Genomic DNA, 19,186 nt, shown 5'->3' with positions numbered 1-19,186 from the left:
GCCGAAACCGCCGCGCGGCACCTCGCGGGGCTCGGTCTCCTCGGTGAAGACGGCGCCGCCAGGTGGCTGCGGCCGCCAACCCGTACGCCAGGTGCGGCACGATGTCCGACAGCCAGTCGACCCGGCGCCAGGTTCGGGGGTCGGTCACCCCCAGCGCGGCCATCGACCCGTCGGAGGATGCCATGACCCCGCCGCCGAGCAGTCCCGCGGCAACCGGCAGGGGGATGCGCCGGCGGGCGGCCAGCACCCCGAAGACGGCCCCGGCGGCGATGCCGATGCCGTAGCCGAGCACCGGTCCGAGGCCCGATTTGCGGTTCGTGGCCTTCTCCTGCGGGCCCAGGTCGACGTGCGCGGCGTGGGCCAGCCGGCCGACCGTCTCCTCCGGGGTGCTGCTCGCCGGCCGGGCCCGGGTGGCCATGTCCAGAAAACTGACGATGTTCAACGCGGCGCTGCCGACGGCGCCGGCGATGGCGCCGTCGACCACGGGCGCGGCCCTCACTTCGGGTCGCCCGGTTCGCGCTCGCCCTTGGGGCCGAACGTCCGGTCTCCCCGCACGACGCCCCGCTGGCCGCGGTCGTCCTGGAGGATCCGGTTCGCGACCTGGTTCGCCTCCTGGTCGGCGGCCCGCCCGGAATTCTCGATCAGATCGCGCAGCCGTGCCCGTTCCTTGTCGTACGCGTTGCTGCCCGGCCGTGGTCCTGGCATCCCTGCCTCCTCCGGTCGCTGTGGCTCCGTGGACCGTCTACCCGCCCGGGACGGCGCCAACCGTTCAGCCGGGGGAGCGGACCACGGCAACCGGACAGTCCGCGTGGTGCAGGACACCCTGGCTCACCGACCCCAGCAGCAGCCCGCTCAGCTCGCCCCGGCCCCGACCACCGACGACCACCAGCTGGGCGGTGCGGGCGGCCTCGGTCAGCACACCGACGGGCCGGCCGTGCACCACCTCCCGGGTCAGCGGCACCTGCGGATGGCGGTCGGCCAGCCCGGTGAGCGAGTTGGCCAGGATCCGGTCCTCCTCGTCGCGCAGCAGGCCTTCCTCGTAGACCAGCGGTTGCATGTCGCCGGGGCCGCTGGAGGTGGGGTGGGTGTAGGCGTGCACGGCGTGCAGCCGGGCGCCCCGGAGCGCCGCTTCCTCGGCGGCGAACTCGACCGCGGCCTGCGACGGCGCGGAGCCGTCCACGCCGACGACCACCGGGCCGGCGGTCCGGTGCGCCCCGCGGGCCACCAGCACCGGGCAGTCGGCGTGGGCGGCCACCTGGATGGCCACCGAGCCGATCACCAGCGCGGCGAAACCGCCGAGGCCGCGGTCGCCGAGCACGATCATCGTGGCGGTGGGGGATTCGCCGAGCAGCACCGCCGCGGCCTCCCCGTCGATGATCTCCCCGGAGACCCGCACGCCGGGCGCGGCCGACTCCGCCTCGGCGACCGCCTCGGCGACCAGTTCCTCGGCCTGATGGCGCAGCCCGGCGCCGGGTGGTGCGCTGGGCGGCGGTGAGACGGGTACGCGCAGCAGCGGCCAGATGAACCCGTGCACCACCCGCAGCGGCCGGTGCCGTCGGGCTGCCTCGGCCGCCGCGAGGCGTACGGCCCGCAGCGCCGGCTCCGAGCCGTCCACGCCGACCACCACCGCCGCGCCGTTCGCCGAGTTCACCGCTGCACCTCCTGGCCGCCGAGGCCCGCGCCGCCAGTATCGCGGCCGGCGGGGTGTCGCCGGGCCGATACCGCGCCAGCCGGCCCCTGGGTACGCTGTCGGCCACCCGCCCCAGGAAGGGAGCCTCGTCGATGGCCGAGCCCGAGCAGCCGAGCACCGCACGCATGATCGACTACTGGCTCGGCGGCGAGCACCACTTCCCGGTGGACGTGGCCGCGGCCCACGCCTTCGAGGGCGCGTACGGGCCGTGCGCGGTGATCTTCCGCGCGCTGCGGGACTTCCTCGGCCGGGCGGTCCGGTCGATCGCCGATGCCGGGGTGGACGGCTTCCTGGTCTTCGGCGCGGGCGTGCCGACCCGGGGCAACGTGCACGAGGTGGCCCCGGACGCCACCGTCCTCTACACCGACGTCGACCCGGTGACCATCCGGCTCGGCCAGCGCCTGCTGGCCGGCAGCGACCGGGCCGGGTACGGCTTCGGTGACGCCACCGACATCGGCACGATCGACCCGGCCCAGCTGCACCGCTTCGTACCGGGGTGGGGGCGCAGGCCGGTCGGGGTGGTCTTCCTCGGGTTGGCCGCGTTCCTGGACGACGCCACCCTGGCGCGCACCCTCGACGAGCTGTACGAGGCGGTGGCGCCGGGCAGCTTCCTGGCGGTCGACTTCGACAGCGAGGAGCTGGCCGCGTACCCGGAGGCGCTGGCGATGATGGGGCCGGCGTTCCGGATGCGCCCGCCCGCGGCGTTCGCGCCGCTGCTCGGTCGTTGGCAGCCCACGGTGGACGGTGTCGTACCGGTCGCGCGGTGGCGTCCGGAGGGCGAGCCCGACCTGGTGCCGGACGCCTTCTACGGCGCGCTGGCGACGAAGGCCGCCGGCTGACCGTCGGCTCCACCCGGCGGCGGCGTGGCCCGTCGCCCGTCCGGCGCCGGTACCGGGCGTCCGGCACTCGGGGTTCCTTCGTATGATGCTTGCCGCATAGCAATAGTCGTCATCGGAGGATGAGCATGCCGGATGCGCCCGGACAGGTGGCGCGCGCGCTGCGCGCGGCACCGCCCGACCAGTTGGCGGAGGCCGCCGACCGGGCGATCCGTCGGGCGCTCGACGCCTCCCGGACCGAGGTGTTCATCGCCGACTACCGCTCCACCGGGCTCTGGCCGGTGCTGGACCCGGACCTGCCCGACGGCGACTTCCTCGCCTGCCAGGGTGTCGCGCAGCGCTGTTTCAGCAGCCAGCAGCCGGTGCTGGACGGCGGTGCCGACACCCGCTGCCGGGTCTACCTGCCGTTGTCGGTGTGGGGTGAGCGGCTCGGGGTGCTGATGGTCGAGCTGGCGGCCACGCCTGACGCGACGACCGTCGAGGCGGCCCGGGACGTCGCGGGTGAGCTGGCGGTGGCGCTGCGCGCGGCCGACCGGGAGACGGACCGCTACCGGCGCGCCCGCCGACGGGAGCGGCTCAGCATGGCCGCCGAGATGCAGTGGGACCTGCTGCCCGGTCGCAGTGTCGCGCACGGTGCCTTCCTGCTCGCCGGGCAGCTCGAGCCGGCGTACACGGTGGGCGGTGACCACTTCGACTGGTCCGTGGACGGGGACCGGCTCACCGTCACGGTGCTCAACGGCACCGGCAGCGGCCTGACGGCGTCCCTGCTCACCGCGGTGACGGTCAACGCGATGCGCAATGCGCGCCGCTCCGGCGGGAGTCTGGTGGAGCAGGCCGAGCTGGCCTCGGACACGATCTTCTACCAGCACCGGGGCAGCCGGCACGTGGCCACGCTGCTGCTGGAGCTGGACACCCGGCGCGGCGTGGTGAAGGCGGTCGACGCGGGCTCGCCGCACGTGCTGCGGCTGCGCGGCGGCACGGTCGCCCCGATCGTTCTGGAGCAGCAACTGCCCCTGGGCATGTTCGCCGAGACCCGGTACGACGTGCAGGAGTTCACGGTGGAACCGGGGGACCGGCTCTTCGTGGTCAGCGACGGCGTGTACGAGGCGGAGCCGGCTGGCCAGGAGCCCTACGGGGAACGGGCCATGGCGAGATCCATGCGGTCCACTCGGTTGCAGCCGGCGGCCGAAGCAGTTGGTACGGTGATGCGCGAACTGCACGCGTACCACGCCGACGCGGACCTCCGCGACGACGCGGTCGTCGTCTGCCTGGACTGGCGCGGTTTCAGCCCTCCGGACAACGCTGGCGGGCAGTGACCGGACCGGTGGGGCGAACACGAGCGGGACATCGCAGGGGGACAGCGGGTGGAGCGACCTCCGAATCTCGCCGCGGCCATTGACGCGGCTGCCGAGGCGCTCATCGCTGTGCTCGACTCGGCCTCGTCCCGGCCCGCCGTCCCCGTCTCCCCGACGCAGCTGCGGGTGCTGTCGCTGATCGTGTCGCACCCGAACAGCAACGTGAACCGGCTGGCCGAGCTGCTGGACGTCGTACCGTCGTCGGCGAGCCGGCTCTGCGACCGGCTGGAGGCGGTCGGCTTGCTGCGCCGGGTGGCCGATCCCCGGGACCGGCGCGAGGTGCGGTTGCTGCCCACCGCGGCGGCCGAGACCCTGCTGCGGGAGCTGCAGGAGCGGCGGCACCAGGCGGTCCAGGCGGTGCTGGACCGGATGCCCCACCGGGCCCAGCACGAGCTGCTGCTGGCCCTGGTGGCGTTCGGTCAGGCGGCGGCGCTGGGAGCCGCGCCGGCCGGCACCGACTCCACCGTCGTCCGCACGGCCTGACCAGGGCCGCGCCGACCCGCACACCGACGCCCAGCCGCGTCCCGACCTCGGCGCTCAGCTCAACGTCACCGAGGTCCCGCCACCGCCTTGTCCTCCGCGCCTTCTTCGGCCGGCGCCGGGAACGGCGCCGGCCGCGATATCCGCTGGCGGGCCCGACGCCCCGGCGGTGAAGATCGCGGCATGCGGGTCTTCCTGGAAACCGAGCGGATCGTGCTGCGCCCGTTTACCGCCGACGACGTCGACCACCTCTTCGCACTGGACAACGACCCCGAGGTCATGCGCTTCATCAACGGCGGCGAGCCGACCAGCCGCGAGACGATCCGGACGCGCACCCTGCCCCGGTTGTTGCACGACTACCCGGGTTTCGGCGCCCGCGGCTACTGGGCGGCCGAGGAGAAGACCAGCGCGGCGTTCCTGGGCTGGTTCGAGTTCCGCCCCTTGGACGAGCACAACGCCGCCGTGGTCGAACTCGGCTACCGGCTGAACCGGGCCGCCTGGGGCAAGGGGTATGCCACCGAGGGATCGCGGGCCCTGATCAGCAAGGGGTTCACCGACCTCGGGGTGGAAAGGATCACCGCGAACACCATGGCGGTCAACACCCGGTCCCGGCGGGTGATGGAGAAGGCGGGCCTGACGTTTCTGCGGACCTTCACCGGAGACTGGCCCCAGCCGATCGAAGGCTCCGAGCACGGCGAAGTCGAGTACGACCTCACCCGGACCGACTGGGAACAGCGCCGGTAACGGCCAACCCCGCCGAAGCAACGGTGGGCGGGGCTGTCGGAACCTAGCGTCCTAGGACGCACTAGAGTCTGTGCAGGGCCGCACAGAGGCCCGGGACGAAACAGCCACGAGAGCACGCGCCGGGGCAGGCCGCAGCGGCCCGATATAGTGGCACCGCAACTGGCTGGCCCATGATCGACGCGATCGTGGGCCGCATCGGGGAGGTCCCAGCCCGGGATCGCACGGGGCGCCGGCGCTGACCGGCCGGCAACGCGCACGTCCTCCAGGAGCAGCGGCCGATCGCGGTCGGCTCCGGACCGTGCTGCGAAGGGAGGAATCGGTGTCGGGTCGGCCGGCTCCAGGGGAGCATCCGGCTTCCGGCGGTACGACGGTCGTGGGCGACCGCGTCCTCACCCTGCCGAACATGATCAGTTTTGTCCGGCTCGTCGGCGTACCGCTCTTCCTCTACCTCTTCCTCGTCGTCCGGGCGGACGTCGCGGCGATCGTGGTGCTGGCGGTCGGTGGCACCAGCGACTGGGTGGACGGCTGGCTCGCCCGCCGCCTGCACCAGGTCAGCCGCCTCGGCGAGCTGCTCGATCCGCTCGCCGACCGGCTCTACATCCTGGCCACGCTGCTGGCGTTCACCGCACGCGAGGTGGTGCCGTGGCAGTTCACCGCGGCGCTGCTGGCCCGCGAGGTGCTGCTGCTCGGGTCGCTCGCGGTGCTGCGCCGCCACGGCTACGGGCCGCCGCCGGTGCACTACGTCGGCAAGACGGCCACCTTCCTGCTGCTGGCCGCATTCCCGATCCTGCTGCTGGCGGCCGCGTCGCCGGCCAGCGCCACCGTGGCCGACGCGATCGGCTGGGGGCTCGCCTGGTGGGGCCTGGTGCTCTACTGGGTGGCCGGCGCGATGTACGTGGTGCAGGCCAACCGCCTGGTCCGGGCGATGCGGGCGCGGCGCGCGGGAGCGGCGGCGTGAGCGCATCGCCCGGGGACCGGGGGCGGGACCCGTCGGCGCGGGTGTACGCGCCGGACTTCCTGACCGAGTTGTTCCGCGAGCCCCTCGACCCGGGGTATGCCGACGCGGCGGCGCGGCGCCAAGAGGCGTCGCCGTCGCGCTGGCGGCGGCTGCTGGCTCGTCCGGTCAGCCTGGTGGTGCTCGTGGTGATCGGGTTCCTGTTCGCGGTGGCGTACCGGGAGACGGTCGCGGAGGAGCCGAGCCGGGCTAAGGCGCGGGCCGGATTGATCGCCGCGATCAAGCAGCGGGAGGCGGAGACGGACCGGTTGACCGAGCGCGCGGACCAGTTGCGCGAGGAGGTCGGCCGGCAGCGGGACGCGGCGTTGAGCGGCTCGCAGGCGTCCCGGCTGCGCAAGCTGGAGGCGGGCACCGGCCTGGGGCGGGTGCGCGGTGACGGTGTGGTGGTGCGGTTGGCCGACGCGGCGGGAGACAAGGACGCGGTGACGGGCGCGGGCGTGGGCCCGTCCAGGGTGTTGTACTCCGACCTGCAGAAGGTGGCGAACGCCTTGTGGGCGGCGGGCGCGGAGGCGATCGCGATCAACGGACAGCGGTTGACGGCGACGACGACGATCCGGTCGGCGGGCGAGGCGATCCTGGTGGATTACCGGCCGGTGACGGGCCCGTACGAGGTGGCGGCGATCGGGCCGGGGTCGATGCGGGACCGCTTCGAGGACAGTCCCGCGGCGGACCTGATGCGTTCGGTGGGGCGGTCCAACGGGTTGTCGTTCGGGGTGAAGGACGCCGAGGACCTCACGCTGCCGGCCGCGCCGCAGCCGCGGCTACGCTACGCCGAGCCCTCGGTGAGTCCGAGCCCGTCGCCGTCGGGTTCGGGTGCCGCGGGTTCGAAAAGTCCCGGGCCGTCCGGCTCGGGGTCCTCTTCCCCCTCCGGAGGTGGCCGATGATCGCGGTGCTGGCGTTGCTCGCCGGTGTGGTGCTCGGGGTGTATCTGGATCCCACGGTGCCCGCGGCGTTGCAGCCGTACCTGCCGATCGCCGTGGTGGCGGCGTTGGACGCGGTGTTCGGCGGCGTGCGGGCGAAGCTGGACCGGATCTTCGACGACAAGCAGTTCGTGGTGTCGTTCATCTCGAACGTGCTGGTGGCGGCGCTGATCGTGTACCTGGGTGACCAGCTGGGGGTGGGTGGTCAGCTGTCGACCGGTGTGGTGGTCGTGCTCGGGGTGCGCATCTTCGGAAATGTGGCGGCGATCCGCCGGCACCTGTTCCGGGCGTAGGTTTGTGGCGATGAGCGAGGAGCACAGGGAGACGGGCACCGGTTGGCCGGAGCCGACGGAGCCGGTGCGGCCCTCGGGTCCGGCGGGTGAGCCGGATCCGCGGCCGGAGGCGCCCGATCCGGACGAGTTGAGCCCGTTGGCGCCGGCCGAGCGGGAGGCGGAGGCGCCTCCCGCGGAGGGGTCGGAGGATGACGGGCCGAGCGGGTCGGTGGCGGAGGCGAGGCCGGCGGCGCGTCGGTTGACGTCGGCGGGCGCGATGATCGCGGTGCTGCTGGCGTTGCTGGGGTTCACGCTGGTGGTGCAGTTGAAGACGACGTCGACGGATTCGGGCCTGGCGGGGACGCGCGAGGAGGATCTGGTCCGGATCTCGTCGGATCTGGATTCGCGGGAGCGGCGGCTGCGGCAGGACATCGCGGCGTTGGAGGAGAGCCAGCGGCAGTTGCGCTCGGGTGAGCAGGGCCGGCAGGCGGCGTTGGACGAGGCGACGCGGCGGGCGGACGAGTTGGGCATCCTGGCGGGTACGTTGCCGGCGGTGGGGCCGGGGTTGTCGGTGCGGTTCGAGGGCGGGGACGAGGCGACCTCGCCGACGCGGATCCTGGACGCGGTGCAGGAGTTGCGCGGTGCGGGCGCGGAGGCGATGCAGATCGTCGGGGCGGACGGCGCGGCGGTGCGGGTCATCGCGTCGACGTACTTCGTCGATGCGCAGGGCGGTGGCCTGGTGGTGGACGGGCGGCGGTTGGCGGCTCCGTACACGATTCTGGTGATCGGTGATCCGGCGACGATGCGGACGGCGTTGAACATCCCCGGCGGGGTGGTCGCATCGGTGGCGGATGACGGCGGTAACGTGATCGTCGAGGATCGTGAGGCTGTGGAGGTTTCGCAGTTGCACGCGCCGATCAAGCTGGAACACGCCCGGCCGGTTTCCTGACCGGCCGCGGCCGCGCCGGTTTCCCCCCGGTGCACCGATGGATGAAGGACGCAGCTGGTGATTCCTGAGGATCTGCGGTACACCGCCGAGCACGAGTGGGTGGTTGCTGGGGGCGGCGGTGCCGTCCGGGTCGGTATCACGCACTTCGCGCAGGACGCGTTGGGTGACATCGTGTTCGTCCAGTTGCCGGACGAGGGCGCGGTGGTGGCCGCGGGCGAGTCGCTGGGTGAGATCGAGTCGACCAAGAGCGTGTCGGAGATCTACGCTCCGCTGAGTGGCACGGTGACGGCGCGCAATGAGACGTTGGCCGACACCCCTGAGGTGATCAACACGGATCCGTACGGTGCGGGGTGGTTGGTGGAGATCACTCCGGATGATCCGGCGGCGGTCGAGGGTTTGTTGACTGCTGGTGCGTACCGCGAGCTCACTGAGAGCTGATGGTGTCGTCCCGGGCGGTGGGGCTTGTCTCCGCGCGTCCGGTTGCCCTGCTTTTCGGCGCTGGCTAGGCTCGCCCAGTCGACCGAGAACCCAATAGTTGAGCGTTGTGGAATGCGCCTTCCCGGGCACGGGGGAGCCAGCCGCCGGGTGTGTGACTGCCCGGCGGCCAGACCCGCCATTACCCCGACGCCGACCGAACAGATCCGTGAGGTGGTCCGCATGACGCGCCCAGGCGACGAGTTCCCCCCGCTCGACGTCACTTCGACGCTCAATCTCGGTTCGCTCGACGAAGTGCTGGAGGGGCCGGACACCGATGTGGTGCCGAGCCGGATGTCTGGTTCGTTGCCGCCGGGGATGGCGTTGCTGGTGGTTCGTCGGGGTCCGAACGCGGGTGCCCGGTTCTTGTTGGACCACGATGTGACGACCAGCGGCCGGCACCCGGACAGTGACATTTTCCTCGATGACGTGACGGTTTCCCGGCGGCACGCCGAGTTCCACCGGGACGGTGGCACTTTCACGGTGCGGGACGTGGGTAGTTTGAACGGCACGTACGTGAACCGGGAGCGGGTCGAGGCGGCCACGTTGAGCAATGGTGACGAGGTGCAGATCGGCAAGTTCCGGGTGGTGTTCATCGCCGGTCCGCGGCCGGAGGAGGCCGGCCGGGGGTGAACGAGCCTGCGGCTTCGTCGTTGCCCGGGGCGGCGCGTTCCTCTCCGCTGATGAGTATCGGCGAGGTGTTGGCGCAGTTGCGGGTGGAGTTCCCGGACGTCACCATCTCGAAGTTGCGGTTCCTGGAGGCTGAGGGCCTGGTGGAGCCGCAGCGGACGCCGGCGGGGTATCGGAAGTACAGCGGGGACGATGTGGCGCGGTTGCGGTTCGTGCTGACCGCGCAGCGGGACCAGTATCTGCCGTTGCGGGTGATCCGTGACCAGTTGGCGGAGTGGGACGCGCGGGGTCGGCAGCGGCCGACGTTGGTGGCGGTCGGTCCCGGTGGCGAGGTGCCGGGCCGGGAGGCGGCGGAGCCCGTCGAGTCGTCCGAGGTGCGGCTGGGGCGGGCGGATCTGCTGTCCCGTAGTGGGCTCGCCGAGTCGACGTTGGCCGAGTTGGAGCGGCTCGGTGTGCTGGTGTCGGATCCGTCGGGGTGGTACGACGCGGATGCGTTGATCATCGCGCGGGCGGTGGCGGGGTTGGCGGCGTACGGGTTGGAGCCGCGGCATCTGCGTGGGTATCGGACGGCGGCGGATCGGGAGGTCGGTCTGTTCGCGCAGTTGGTGGCCCCGTTGGCGCGGCAGAGTGATCCGGCGGCGCGGGCTCGGGCGGCGGAGACGGCGCGGGAGTTGGTGGCGTTGTCGCAGCAGTTGCACGCGGCGTTGGTGCGGGTGGGGTTGCGGTCGACGTTGGGGCGGTGAGGTGTGGGGCCGGGTGTCGTGGGGGTGCCCGGCCTCGGCCGTCGGTGGGCGCGGAAAGATCTGTCTCGGGAAGCGTGTCGTAGGCTTGCCGGGGTAACCCCTTCCTGGCGAGGCAGGGTGCACGTAGCGGTGCACGTAGCGCATAAGGCTCTCGCGTCGCGGTCCGTGTACCGTGCAGGGTAGGGCGCGGTGCGGGCGTAGGTGACAACGACACGGAGGCGGCGGTGCGCGAGCTGAGCGTGGTCGGAGTTCGGGTGGAGCTGCCCAGCAACCAGCCGATCGTCCTGCTGCGGGAGGTCGAGGGGGATCGCTATCTGCCGATCTGGATCGGCGCGGTCGAGGCGACGGCGATCGCCTACGAGCAGCAGGGGGTCAAGCCGGCGCGGCCGTTGACGCATGATCTGTTGCGGGATGTGCTGGCGGCGTTGCAGGCGCCGTTGCGGGCGGTGGAGATCACCGAGCTGAAGGAGAACGTCTTCTACGCCGATCTGTTGATCGGTGACGGGGTTCGGGTGTCGGCGCGGCCGAGCGATTCGATCGCGTTGGCGTTGCGGGTCGGGGCTCCGATTCGTTGTGCCGAGCAGGTCCTCAGTGAGGCGGGGATCGTGATCCCGGACGAGCAGGAGGACGAGGTGGAGAAGTTCCGGGAGTTCTTGGAGCAGGTGCGTCCGGAGGACTTCGCGGGCTGAGGGCCGGCGTCGGGTCGGCGTGCAGCGGCGGCGGCTGTCACGGTGGGTGACGGCTGGTCGCCGTGGGTGGTCTTCCGGGTGGTCGCGCGGCGTGTCGCGGTGTTTCCTGCGTGGTAACTCCTGAGGGCGGCTATAGGGTTGCGGTGTCGAGGGGTGCACGTACGGGGAGATGACGTGTCACCGCACGGGCGGGGAGGTTGTCCGATGCACGAGCCGCAGGATCCTGGTCCGAGTTCCGTGGGGCAGCAGCCGGGTGTGGTGGGGCCTGTGCCTGGCGGTGACGGTGAGGTCGGCTACCGGGGTGTGACGGCCTGCCACGCGGTGGGGATCAGCTACCGGCAGTTGGACTACTGGGCGCGTACGGGGCTTGTCGTGCCGGGGGTGCGGGACGCGTCGGGGTCGGGGACGTCCCGGCTGTACTCCTTCCGTGATCTTGTGGTGTTGAAGGTCGTGAAGCGGCTGTTGGACGCCGGGGTGTCGTTGCAGAACATCCGGAAGGCGATCGAGGCGTTGCGGTCGCGTGGGGTGGAGGATCTGGCGGGCATCACGTTGATCTCCGACGGGACGACGGTGTACGAGTGCCGGTCGCCGGAGGAGGTGGTCGACCTGTTGCAGGGCGGCCAGGGGGTGTTCGGCATCGCGATCGGTGGCGCGTTCAAGGAGATCCAGGGCTCGTTGTCGCATCTGCCGGCGGAGCCGGTGGGTGGGCCGCCGCCGGCGGAGTCGCCGGAGTCGGTGGGTGACGAGCTGGCGGCGCGGCGGGCGCGTCGCCGGGCCGGCTGAGCCGGCGGGGCGCACCCGCAACCACGATCGGTCGTGGCCGCGGCCTGACCCTGATCCTGTCTTGGTTACGCAGCGTGTCGGGTGGCCGGGCGGGTGGGTCCGGTTCGCGGGACAGACGTGTGTCGACCGGCCCTGTGGGTTTGCCGTCTGGTCACGGGCGGTTGCCGGGATGCCGGGATGTGCGCGGTGGTGGTCCAGGGTGGAGGGTGTCCCGTGGACCGGTCCGCCGTCGATAACGGGCCGTGAGGCTGTCTACGCCGGTGCCGGGATGGCCCGTGTGGATGATGTCGATGCTGGCTGGTCGGCTCTTGTGAAAAATCTATTAGGCCGGCCGTGACCTTGTCCGGTTGGCGCGCTAAGGTCCCACACGGTCGTGCTGGCAATGGCGTCACGGCATCTGCCCGCCAGCCGACCGGTTGCCCCTCCGCGCCGATCGGCGTGCATCCTGGAAGGAACGAGCGTGACGGTTACTACGGAAGAGACCGCGCCCTCTCACTACGAGCGCATCGGCGGCGCCAGTTCGGTCAAGGCGGCCGTGGCCCTGTTCTACGACAAGGTGCTCGCCGACCCGGACCTGGTTGGCTACTTCGCCGACATCAACATGGCGGAGCAGCGGCGGCATCTGGCGCTGATGCTGACGGTGGTGCTCGGCGGGCCGAACGAGTACGCGGGCCGGGAGCTGGCCGAGGCGCACCGGCCGTTGAACATCCCGGTGGCGCACTACGTCAAGGTCGGTGAGCACCTGACGGCGACGTTGGCCGAGCTGGGTGTGCCGGGGGACATCATCGCCGACGTGCAGGTCGTTCTGGAGAAGGTGCAGGACCAGGTGGTGGCTTCGGGGCACGGGACGGGCGCCTGAGTGTGGATGCGGCACGGCTGAAGCAGAGCTGGTCGCAGGTCGCCGCGTACGGCGACCAGGTGCCGCTCTACTTCTATTCGACGTTGTTCCTGGCCTACCCGGAGGTCCGGCAGATGTTCCCGGCGAACATGGCCGGGCAGCGGGACCGGTTGGTGACCGCGTTGGGGCACATCGTGTCCAACGTGGACCAGGTCGACAGCCTGGTCGGGTTCCTGCAGGATCTCGGCGCCGACCACCGCAAGTTCGCGGTGCGCGCCGAGCACTACCCGGCGGTCGGGGAGGCGCTGCTGGCGACGTTGCGGCATTTCCTGGGCGAGGCGTGGACGGACGAGCTGGCCCAGGAGTGGACGGCCGCGTACGGGCTCGTCTCGCAGGTGATGATCGAGGCTGCGCAGGCGGCCGAGGCGGTGAACCCGCCGTGGTGGGTGGCGGAGATCCTCGGGCACGAGCGGCGGTCGTTCGACCTGGCGGTGCTGACGGTGCGCCCGCAGTATCTGCTGCCGTTCACGCCGGGCCAGTCGATCGGGGTGTCCCATCCGGCGGTGCGGGCGTGGCGGTACTACTCGCCGGCGAACGCGCCGCGAGCGGACGGGACGCTGGAGCTGCACGTGCGGGCGGCGCCGGGCGGCGCAGTGTCGTCGCGGCTGGTGTACGGGTGCGCGGTGGGTGATCAGATCCACCTGGCCGCGCCGGTGGGGGACCGGTTGACGCTGCAGCCGGCCGGGTCGGCGGATCTGCTGCTGCTGGCCAGCGGCACCGGCTGGGCGCCGTTGAAGGCGCTGGTGGAGCAGGTCGCCGCGGAGAATTCCCACCGCCGGGTCGATCTGTACGTGGGGGCCCGCTCGCCCAGCGAGTTCTACGACAACGACACGATCGAGAAGTTGGCCTCGTCGTACCCGTGGTTGGCCGTCACCTATGTGGTGGGGTTGAACCTGCAGCAGCAGGGGGAGTTCGGGCACGTGGTGGACCGGGCGCTGGCCGACGGGGACTGGCGGTCCCGGCACGTGTACGTCTGCGGCTCGGACGAGATGGTCAGCTATTCGGTGGCGGCGTTGACCAGGGCGGGTTACCACGCCGGTCAGCTGCACCACGAGGGTTTCGGCAAGCACTGGTACGGGCCGACATGGCGGAACGCGACCGCCCCTGACGATTCCGGAGGTGTCCGGTGAGCGCGACCCCGATCGGCAGCTATGACGGGGGTCAGGTCGCCAGTGTGCAGGTCCGGTTGACCCCGGACCGGGTGCGCCGGTGGGAGTTCGGCACGGCGTCGTTCACCCGCCGCGGGTACGAGCCGGCGGACGTGGACCGGTTCCGCATGCAGGTGGCCGACGAGTTGGATCTGCTGGCGGCGCAGGTGGCGAACCTGCGGGCGGAGAACGAGCGGCTCAACGACCACCTGGAGCTGCACCGGCACGGGGTGATTCCGAGTGCCGGCGCGGCGGCGAAGCTGCCCGCGGCGAAGGAGGTCAACCTGTTGTCGGCGGCGCAGCGGGAGGCCGAGCAGATCATCGCCCAGGCCCATGACTACGCCCAGCGGGTGGCCGAGTACGCCCGAAACCAGTACGAGAGCTACATGCGTGCGGCGGCGGAGGAGGCGAAGCAGGAGGCCGAGCGGGCGGTGGCGGACTACCGCAGCAGCTCCGGGGCGAACTTCGACGATTCGGTGGCCACCCGGGAGGCGTTGCGGATCTTCGGCGAAATGATGATCTCGCACATGCAGGCGGCGGCCCGGCACCTGGACGACGGCAGCGAGCAGTTGGCGCGGACGATGCAGCGGCTCGCCGCGGAGGTCACGGCCGGGACGGCGGCGAGTATCCGCACCGCGACGGTGCCGGCCGGTACCGCGCAGGCCGGCACTGCGGCGGTCGGCGCCGGTGGCGCGGCCGCGGTGGGTGGCGGCCGGGTGCGGGTCGCGATGGCACCCCGCCACCAGCAGCGTTGACCAGGGTTCGGCCTGCCGGTCATCCGACCGGCGGGCCGGACCGCACCCGGGTGACGGGTCAGCGGGCGGCGGCCGCGCGGATCGCGTCGGCGATCGGCGTCTCTCCGCCGACCACTTCCAGGGTGAGCCCGGCGGTGGCCGGCTCGTAGAGGAGGGCGAGCAGGACCCGGGCCACGTCGGCGCGGGTGACCTCGCCGGGGTCGACGTGCCGGGCGAGGGTGATCCGCCCGACGGGTTGGTCGTCGGTGAGCCGCCCGGGTCGCAGCACGGTCACCTCGAGGTCCCGGCCGGTGACGTCCTGCTCGGCGGTTTTCTTCGCCCGCAGGTACGCCGCCCACACCTCGTCGCTGCCGGGCGTGGGCGGCTGGTCCACCCCCATCGAGGAGACCAGCAGGTAGCGGCGGACGCCGGCGCGTTGCGCGGCGTCGGCGAGCAGCACGGCGGCACCCCGGTCGACGGTGTCCTTGCGGGCGGCGCCGCTGCCCGGCCCGGCCCCGGCGGCGAACACGACCGCGTCCGCGCCGGCCAGGTGGGCGGCGACGGTGTCGACGTCGGTGTGTTCCAGGTCGGCCACGACCGGCTCGGCGCCGGCGGCGTGCAGTGCGGCGGCGTGGTCGGGGTTGCGGATCAGTCCCACCGCGGTGTCGCCGCGCCCGGCGAGTTCCCGTTCCAACAGCTTGGCGATCTTGCCGTGGCCTCCGGCGATGACGACTCGCATGCCCTCACCTTATTGCCCGCCGGGCCGCCTGGCGGCCGAGCGCGTGAGCCGCGCCGGTCGCCGTGGGGCGGCGGTTGAGGCAGCATGGACGGGTGCGGCAGACCTTCGACGTGTTGGCCCGGTTGGTGGGGGCCGGGGGCGTGGTGGTGCTCAGCGGCGCCGGGTTGTCCACCGAGTCGGGCATCCCGGACTACCGGGGGCCCAGCGGCGCGGCCCGCCGGCACACCCCGATGACGTATCAGGCGTTCACCGGCGACGCGGACGCGCGGCGGCGCTACTGGGCGCGCAGCCACCTGGGCTGGCGGCTGATCGCCCGGGCCGCCCCGAACGCGGGGCATCGTGCGGTGGCGCGGCTGCAGCACGCGGGTCTGGTCGGCGGGATCATCACGCAGAACGTCGACGGGCTGCACACGGCCGCCGGCAGCACCGGGGTGGTCGAGCTGCACGGCCGGCTCGACGAGGTGGTGTGCCTGGACTGCGGCAACCTGACCTCCCGGGAGGAGCTGGACCGGCGGCTGCGTGAGGCCAACCCGGGCTTCGCCGCGCAGGTGGCTCAGGTCAACCCCGACGGTGACGTGGACCTGCCCGACGAGGCGGTCGCCGGGTTCCGGACCGTCGACTGCGGCATCTGCGGCACGGGCATGCTGAAACCGGACGTGGTGTTCTTCGGCGAGACGGTGCCCGCGCCCCGCGTCGCGGACTGTTTCGCCCTGGTCGAGCGGGCCCGGGCGGTGCTGGTGCTGGGCTCGTCGTTGACGGTCATGTCGGGCCGCCGGTTCGTGATCCGAGCGGCGAAACTGGGCATACCCGTCGCCATCGTCAACCAGGGGCCGACCCGCGGCGACGGGTACGCCGCCCTGACGGTGGACCGGCCGCTGGGCAAGGTGCTGACCGCCCTGGCCGACCGGGTCGCCGGCCCGGCGGTGCCCGCGGTCGCCGGAACGCCGGCGGCCGTGTAGCGCGACCGGTGGGGAGGACATGAGCCGGAAACGCGGGCGCTGGTAGCGTTGACCATGCCGGTACCACCCACGCGGGAGAGACCGCCCGGAAACACCCCGGGCGGCGCCGAAGGGGCAGATTCCTCCCCGGAACCTCTCAGGCAAAAGGACCACGTGGGCAGGCACTGTGGAGCGCGTGAGCGCGACTCAGGGGGAGGCCGACCTGTCGACCTCGCCCCGACAAGGAGCGCAGCGCATGACCGCAGAGCAGTTCGCCGACCGGCACATCGGCCCCGATCCGGGCGACGAGCGCCGGATGTTGGAAACGGTCGGCTACGGCTCGATCGACGAGCTGATGGACGCCGCGATCCCCGAGGTGATCCGCTGGCACGGCACCCTGGACCTGCCGGCGCCGGCCAGCGAGCGGGAGGCGCTCGCCGAGCTGCGGGCCCTGGCCGCCCGTAACACCGTGGCCGTGTCGATGATCGGCCTGGGCTACCACGGCACGCACACCCCGGGGGTGATCCGGCGCAACGTGCTGGAGAACCCGGCGTGGTACACGGCGTACACGCCGTACCAGCCGGAGATCAGCCAGGGCCGGCTGGAGGCGCTGCTGAACTTCCAGACGATGGTCACCGACCTGACCGGGTTGGCGACCGCGAACGCGTCGATGCTCGACGAGGGCACCGCCGCGGCCGAGGCGATGACCCTGGCCCGCCGGGCGTCGAAGAGCAAGAGCCCGGTGTACGTGGTGGACGCGGACACCCTGCCGCAGACCATTGCGGTGATCACCAGCCGGGCCGAGCCGCTCGGCATCGACGTGCGCGTGGTCGACGTCGACCGGGACGCGCTGCCCGGTGAGTTCTTCGGCCTGCACCTGCAGTACCCGGGGGCGTCCGGCGCGGTGCGTGAGCATGTCGGCCTGGTCGAGGCGGCCCACGCCGTCGGGGCGCTGGTGTGCGTGGCCGCGGACCTGCTGGCGTTGGCGCTGCTGCGCCCACCCGGTGAGATCGGCGCCGACATCGCCGCCGGCACCACCCAGCGGTTCGGTGTGCCGATGGGCTTCGGTGGGCCGCACGCCGGCTATCTGGCGGTGCGGGCGGGCCTGGAGCGGATGCTGCCCGGCCGCCTCGTGGGCGTGTCGAAGGACGCCGACGGCAACCCGGCGTACCGGCTGGCGTTGCAGACCCGTGAGCAGCACATCCGGCGGGAGAAGGCGACCAGCAACATCTGCACCGCGCAGGTGCTGCTGGCCGTGATGGCCGGCATGTACGCCGTCTACCACGGACCGGACGGGTTGCGGGCGATCGCCCGGCGTACCCACGAGATGGCGGCGCGGCTCGCGGCCGGGCTGCGCGCCGGCGGCGTCGACGTGGCCGACGTGGCGTTCTTCGACACGCTGACGGTGACGGTGCCGGGGCGGGCGGCCGAGGTGGTGGCCGCGGCGGCCGAGCGGAACGTCAACCTGCGGCTGGTCGACGCCGACCGGGTGGGTGTCTCCTGCGACGAGACGACCACGGCGGCCCACCTGGCCGCGGTGTGGGCGGCGTTCGGCGTGCCGCACTTCGACGGGGCCGGCAGCGCGGCGGTGCCGGTCGAGTTTCAGCGCACGTCGGACTTCCTCACCCACCCGGTGTTCCACAGCCACCACTCGGAGACGGCGATGCTGCGCTACCTGCGGCGGCTGTCCGACTTCGACTACGCCCTGGACCGGGGCATGATCCCGCTGGGGTCGTGCACGATGAAGTTGAACGCCACCACCGAGATGGAGGCGATCACCTGGCCGGAGTTCGCCCACCTGCACCCGTTCGCGCCGGCGGAGCAGACCGCCGGGTACCGGGAGCTGATCGGTCAGGTGGAGGACTGGCTGGCCGAGGTGACCGGGTACGACGCGGTCAGCGTGCAGCCCAACGCCGGCTCGCAGGGGGAGCTGGCCGGGCTGCTGGCCATCCGGGCGTACCACCGGCAGCGCGGTGAGGGGCACCGGGACGTGTGCCTGATCCCGTCGTCGGCGCACGGCACCAACGCGGCGTCGGCGGTGATGGCCGGCATGCGGGTGGTCGTGGTCGGCTGCGACGCGGACGGCAACGTCGACCTGGTCGACCTCGACGCGAAGATCGACAAGTATCGGGACGCGCTCGCGGCGATCATGGTGACGTACCCGTCGACGCACGGGGTGTACGAGACGGGCATCGCGTCGCTGTGCGCGAAGGTGCACGACGCCGGCGGGCAGGTGTACGTCGACGGGGCGAACCTGAACGCCCTCGTGGGCTTCGCCAAGCCGGGCCGGTTCGGGGCGGACGTGTCGCACCTGAACCTGCACAAGACGTTCTGCATTCCGCACGGCGGGGGCGGGCCGGGGGTGGGGCCGGTGGCGGTGCGGGCGCACCTGGCGCCGTTCCTGCCGGGCGACCCGGTCGGGGCGCGCGCGGAGGAGCGTCCGGCGATTTCGGCCGCCCGGTACGGGTCGGCGGGGATCCTGCCGATCCCGTGGGCGTACCTGCGGATGATGGGGGCCGAGGGGCTGACCCGGGCGACCGGGACGGCCGTGCTGGCGGCGAACTACGTGGCGGCGCGGCTGCGTGACCACTTCCCGGTGCTGTACGCCGGCAACAAGGGCCTGGTGGCGCACGAGTGCATCCTGGACCTGCGGCCGTTGACCAGGGCGACGGGGGTGAGCGTCGACGACGTGGCGAAGCGGCTGATCGACTACGGCTTCCACGCGCCGACGATGTCGTTCCCGGTGGCGGGGACGCTGATGGTGGAGCCGACCGAGAGCGAGGATCTGGCCGAGCTGGACCGGTTCTGCGACGCGATGATCGCCATCCGGGCGGAGATCGACAGGGTGGCGTCGGGCGAGTGGCCGGCCGGTGACAATCCGTTGTGCAACGCCCCGCACACGGCGGCGATGGTCTGCGGGGACGAGTGGCCGCACCCGTATCCGCGGTCGGTGGGGGCGTACCCGGCCGGGGTGGACCGGGCGGGGAAGTACTGGCCGCCGGTGCGGCGGATCGACGGGGCGTACGGCGACCGTAATCTGGTCTGCTCGTGCCCCTCGCCGGAGGCGTTCGAGAGCTGACGTGCGGGTGCCGGGACAGCCGGCGACGGTGAGAGCGAGGGCCGCTGCGGCGACAGCCGCGACGAGCCGG

22 protein-coding genes and 1 riboswitch are annotated in these 19,186 nt (G+C 72.4%); of the genes, 18 read left to right on the top strand and 4 right to left on the bottom strand.

The window, feature by feature from the left end; genetic code table 11:
• The 3 genes from ABZ570_RS30000 to ABZ570_RS29990 all read right to left on the bottom strand — a co-directional run.
• On the bottom strand, nt 1-499 hold a 499-nt coding region (locus ABZ570_RS30000; RefSeq protein WP_358070856.1), incomplete at its 3' end, for a hypothetical protein.
• Nucleotides 496-705: a phosphatidylethanolamine-binding protein gene (locus ABZ570_RS29995; RefSeq protein WP_089007326.1), complete on the bottom strand. Its 210-nt coding sequence runs from the start codon at nt 703-705 to the stop codon at nt 496-498. The genes ABZ570_RS30000 and ABZ570_RS29995, both read right to left, overlap by 4 nt.
• A gap of 64 nt (nt 706-769) precedes the next feature.
• Nucleotides 770-1,651, bottom strand: a complete 882-nt coding sequence (locus tag ABZ570_RS29990; RefSeq protein ID WP_358070854.1) for a universal stress protein — start codon at nt 1,649-1,651, stop codon at nt 770-772.
• A 131-nt stretch (nt 1,652-1,782) separates the two neighbouring features.
• Between ABZ570_RS29990 and ABZ570_RS29985 the strand changes: the two genes are divergently transcribed.
• The 16 genes from ABZ570_RS29985 to ABZ570_RS29910 all read left to right on the top strand — a co-directional run bounded on the left by ABZ570_RS29985 (nt 1,783) and on the right by ABZ570_RS29910 (nt 14,381).
• Nucleotides 1,783-2,529 (top strand): SAM-dependent methyltransferase, encoded by a 747-nt coding sequence (locus tag ABZ570_RS29985; RefSeq protein ID WP_358070852.1) that lies wholly within the window; start codon nt 1,783-1,785, stop codon nt 2,527-2,529.
• Between the two features lie 125 nt (nt 2,530-2,654).
• Nucleotides 2,655-3,842: a PP2C family protein-serine/threonine phosphatase gene (locus tag ABZ570_RS29980; RefSeq protein WP_358070858.1), complete on the top strand. Its 1,188-nt coding sequence runs from the start codon at nt 2,655-2,657 to the stop codon at nt 3,840-3,842.
• A 48-nt stretch (nt 3,843-3,890) separates the two neighbouring features.
• The gene (locus tag ABZ570_RS29975) at nt 3,891-4,364 is read left to right on the top strand and encodes a MarR family transcriptional regulator (RefSeq protein ID WP_358070850.1); all 474 of its coding nucleotides are present in this window, start codon (nt 3,891-3,893) and stop codon (nt 4,362-4,364) included.
• Between the two features lie 180 nt (nt 4,365-4,544).
• The gene (locus tag ABZ570_RS29970) at nt 4,545-5,105 is read left to right on the top strand and encodes a GNAT family N-acetyltransferase (protein WP_358070848.1); all 561 of its coding nucleotides are present in this window, start codon (nt 4,545-4,547) and stop codon (nt 5,103-5,105) included.
• 373 nt (nt 5,106-5,478) lie between these two features.
• Nucleotides 5,479-6,063 (top strand): CDP-alcohol phosphatidyltransferase family protein, encoded by a 585-nt coding sequence (locus tag ABZ570_RS29965; protein WP_358070846.1) that lies wholly within the window; start codon nt 5,479-5,481, stop codon nt 6,061-6,063.
• Nucleotides 6,060-7,004, top strand: a complete 945-nt coding sequence (locus ABZ570_RS29960) for a DUF881 domain-containing protein (RefSeq protein WP_358070844.1) — start codon at nt 6,060-6,062, stop codon at nt 7,002-7,004. Before ABZ570_RS29965 ends, ABZ570_RS29960 begins: the two co-directional genes overlap by 4 nt.
• Nucleotides 7,001-7,333 carry a small basic family protein gene (locus ABZ570_RS29955; protein WP_091426880.1) on the top strand — a complete coding sequence of 111 codons (333 nt, stop codon included), beginning with the start codon at nt 7,001-7,003 and terminating at the stop codon, nt 7,331-7,333. Before ABZ570_RS29960 ends, ABZ570_RS29955 begins: the two co-directional genes overlap by 4 nt.
• 10 nt (nt 7,334-7,343) lie before the next feature.
• Nucleotides 7,344-8,261, top strand: coding sequence for a DUF881 domain-containing protein (locus ABZ570_RS29950; protein WP_358070842.1), 918 nt, complete (start codon nt 7,344-7,346; stop codon nt 8,259-8,261).
• A gap of 57 nt (nt 8,262-8,318) precedes the next feature.
• On the top strand, nt 8,319-8,699 hold the full coding sequence (gene gcvH, locus ABZ570_RS29945; protein WP_358070840.1) for a glycine cleavage system protein GcvH: 381 nt from the start codon (nt 8,319-8,321) through the stop codon (nt 8,697-8,699).
• Between the two features lie 219 nt (nt 8,700-8,918).
• A complete protein-coding gene (locus tag ABZ570_RS29940) occupies nt 8,919-9,368 on the top strand; it encodes an FHA domain-containing protein (RefSeq protein ID WP_091089392.1) in 450 nt (149 codons plus the stop codon).
• Nucleotides 9,369-9,418: 50 nt separating this feature from the next.
• Nucleotides 9,419-10,108, top strand: coding sequence for a MerR family transcriptional regulator (locus ABZ570_RS29935; protein ID WP_358070838.1), 690 nt, complete (start codon nt 9,419-9,421; stop codon nt 10,106-10,108).
• Nucleotides 10,109-10,332: 224 nt separating this feature from the next.
• Nucleotides 10,333-10,797, top strand: a complete 465-nt coding sequence (locus ABZ570_RS29930) for a bifunctional nuclease family protein (RefSeq protein ID WP_073833177.1) — start codon at nt 10,333-10,335, stop codon at nt 10,795-10,797.
• Nucleotides 10,798-11,001: 204 nt separating this feature from the next.
• Nucleotides 11,002-11,580, top strand: a complete 579-nt coding sequence (locus ABZ570_RS29925; protein WP_358070836.1) for a MerR family transcriptional regulator — start codon at nt 11,002-11,004, stop codon at nt 11,578-11,580.
• Between the two features lie 460 nt (nt 11,581-12,040).
• Nucleotides 12,041-12,439 carry a group 1 truncated hemoglobin gene (locus ABZ570_RS29920; protein ID WP_358070834.1) on the top strand — a complete coding sequence of 133 codons (399 nt, stop codon included), beginning with the start codon at nt 12,041-12,043 and terminating at the stop codon, nt 12,437-12,439.
• A 2-nt stretch (nt 12,440-12,441) separates the two neighbouring features.
• Nucleotides 12,442-13,608, top strand: a complete 1,167-nt coding sequence (locus ABZ570_RS29915; RefSeq protein ID WP_358070832.1) for a globin domain-containing protein — start codon at nt 12,442-12,444, stop codon at nt 13,606-13,608.
• Entirely contained in the window at nt 13,605-14,381 is a 777-nt protein-coding gene (locus ABZ570_RS29910; RefSeq protein ID WP_358070830.1) for a DivIVA domain-containing protein, read from the top strand. The genes ABZ570_RS29915 and ABZ570_RS29910 overlap by 4 nt, the downstream gene beginning before the upstream one ends.
• 58 nt (nt 14,382-14,439) lie before the next feature.
• On the opposite strand, the gene ABZ570_RS29905 is transcribed toward ABZ570_RS29910, so the two are convergent.
• Complete coding sequence (locus tag ABZ570_RS29905) at nt 14,440-15,099, bottom strand: SDR family oxidoreductase (protein ID WP_358070828.1); 660 nt, start codon at nt 15,097-15,099, stop codon at nt 14,440-14,442.
• Nucleotides 15,100-15,191: 92 nt separating this feature from the next.
• On the opposite strand from ABZ570_RS29905, the gene ABZ570_RS29900 reads away from it, so the two are divergent.
• Together ABZ570_RS29900 and gcvP are read left to right on the top strand one after the other, a co-directional pair.
• Nucleotides 15,192-16,058 carry an NAD-dependent protein deacetylase gene (locus ABZ570_RS29900; protein ID WP_358070826.1) on the top strand — a complete coding sequence of 289 codons (867 nt, stop codon included), beginning with the start codon at nt 15,192-15,194 and terminating at the stop codon, nt 16,056-16,058.
• 62 nt (nt 16,059-16,120) lie between these two features.
• Nucleotides 16,121-16,220: riboswitch (glycine riboswitch) on the top strand.
• Nucleotides 16,221-16,293: 73 nt separating this feature from the next.
• Entirely contained in the window at nt 16,294-19,116 is a 2,823-nt protein-coding gene (gene gcvP / locus ABZ570_RS29895; protein ID WP_358070824.1) for an aminomethyl-transferring glycine dehydrogenase, read from the top strand.
• Nucleotides 19,117-19,186 lie beyond the last annotated feature (70 nt).

Source organism: Micromonospora sp. NPDC007271 (assembly GCF_040634005.1).
Taxonomy (GTDB): Bacteria; Actinomycetota; Actinomycetes; order Mycobacteriales; family Micromonosporaceae; genus Micromonospora.
This window is presented reverse-complemented; position numbering and strand designations above follow the sequence as displayed.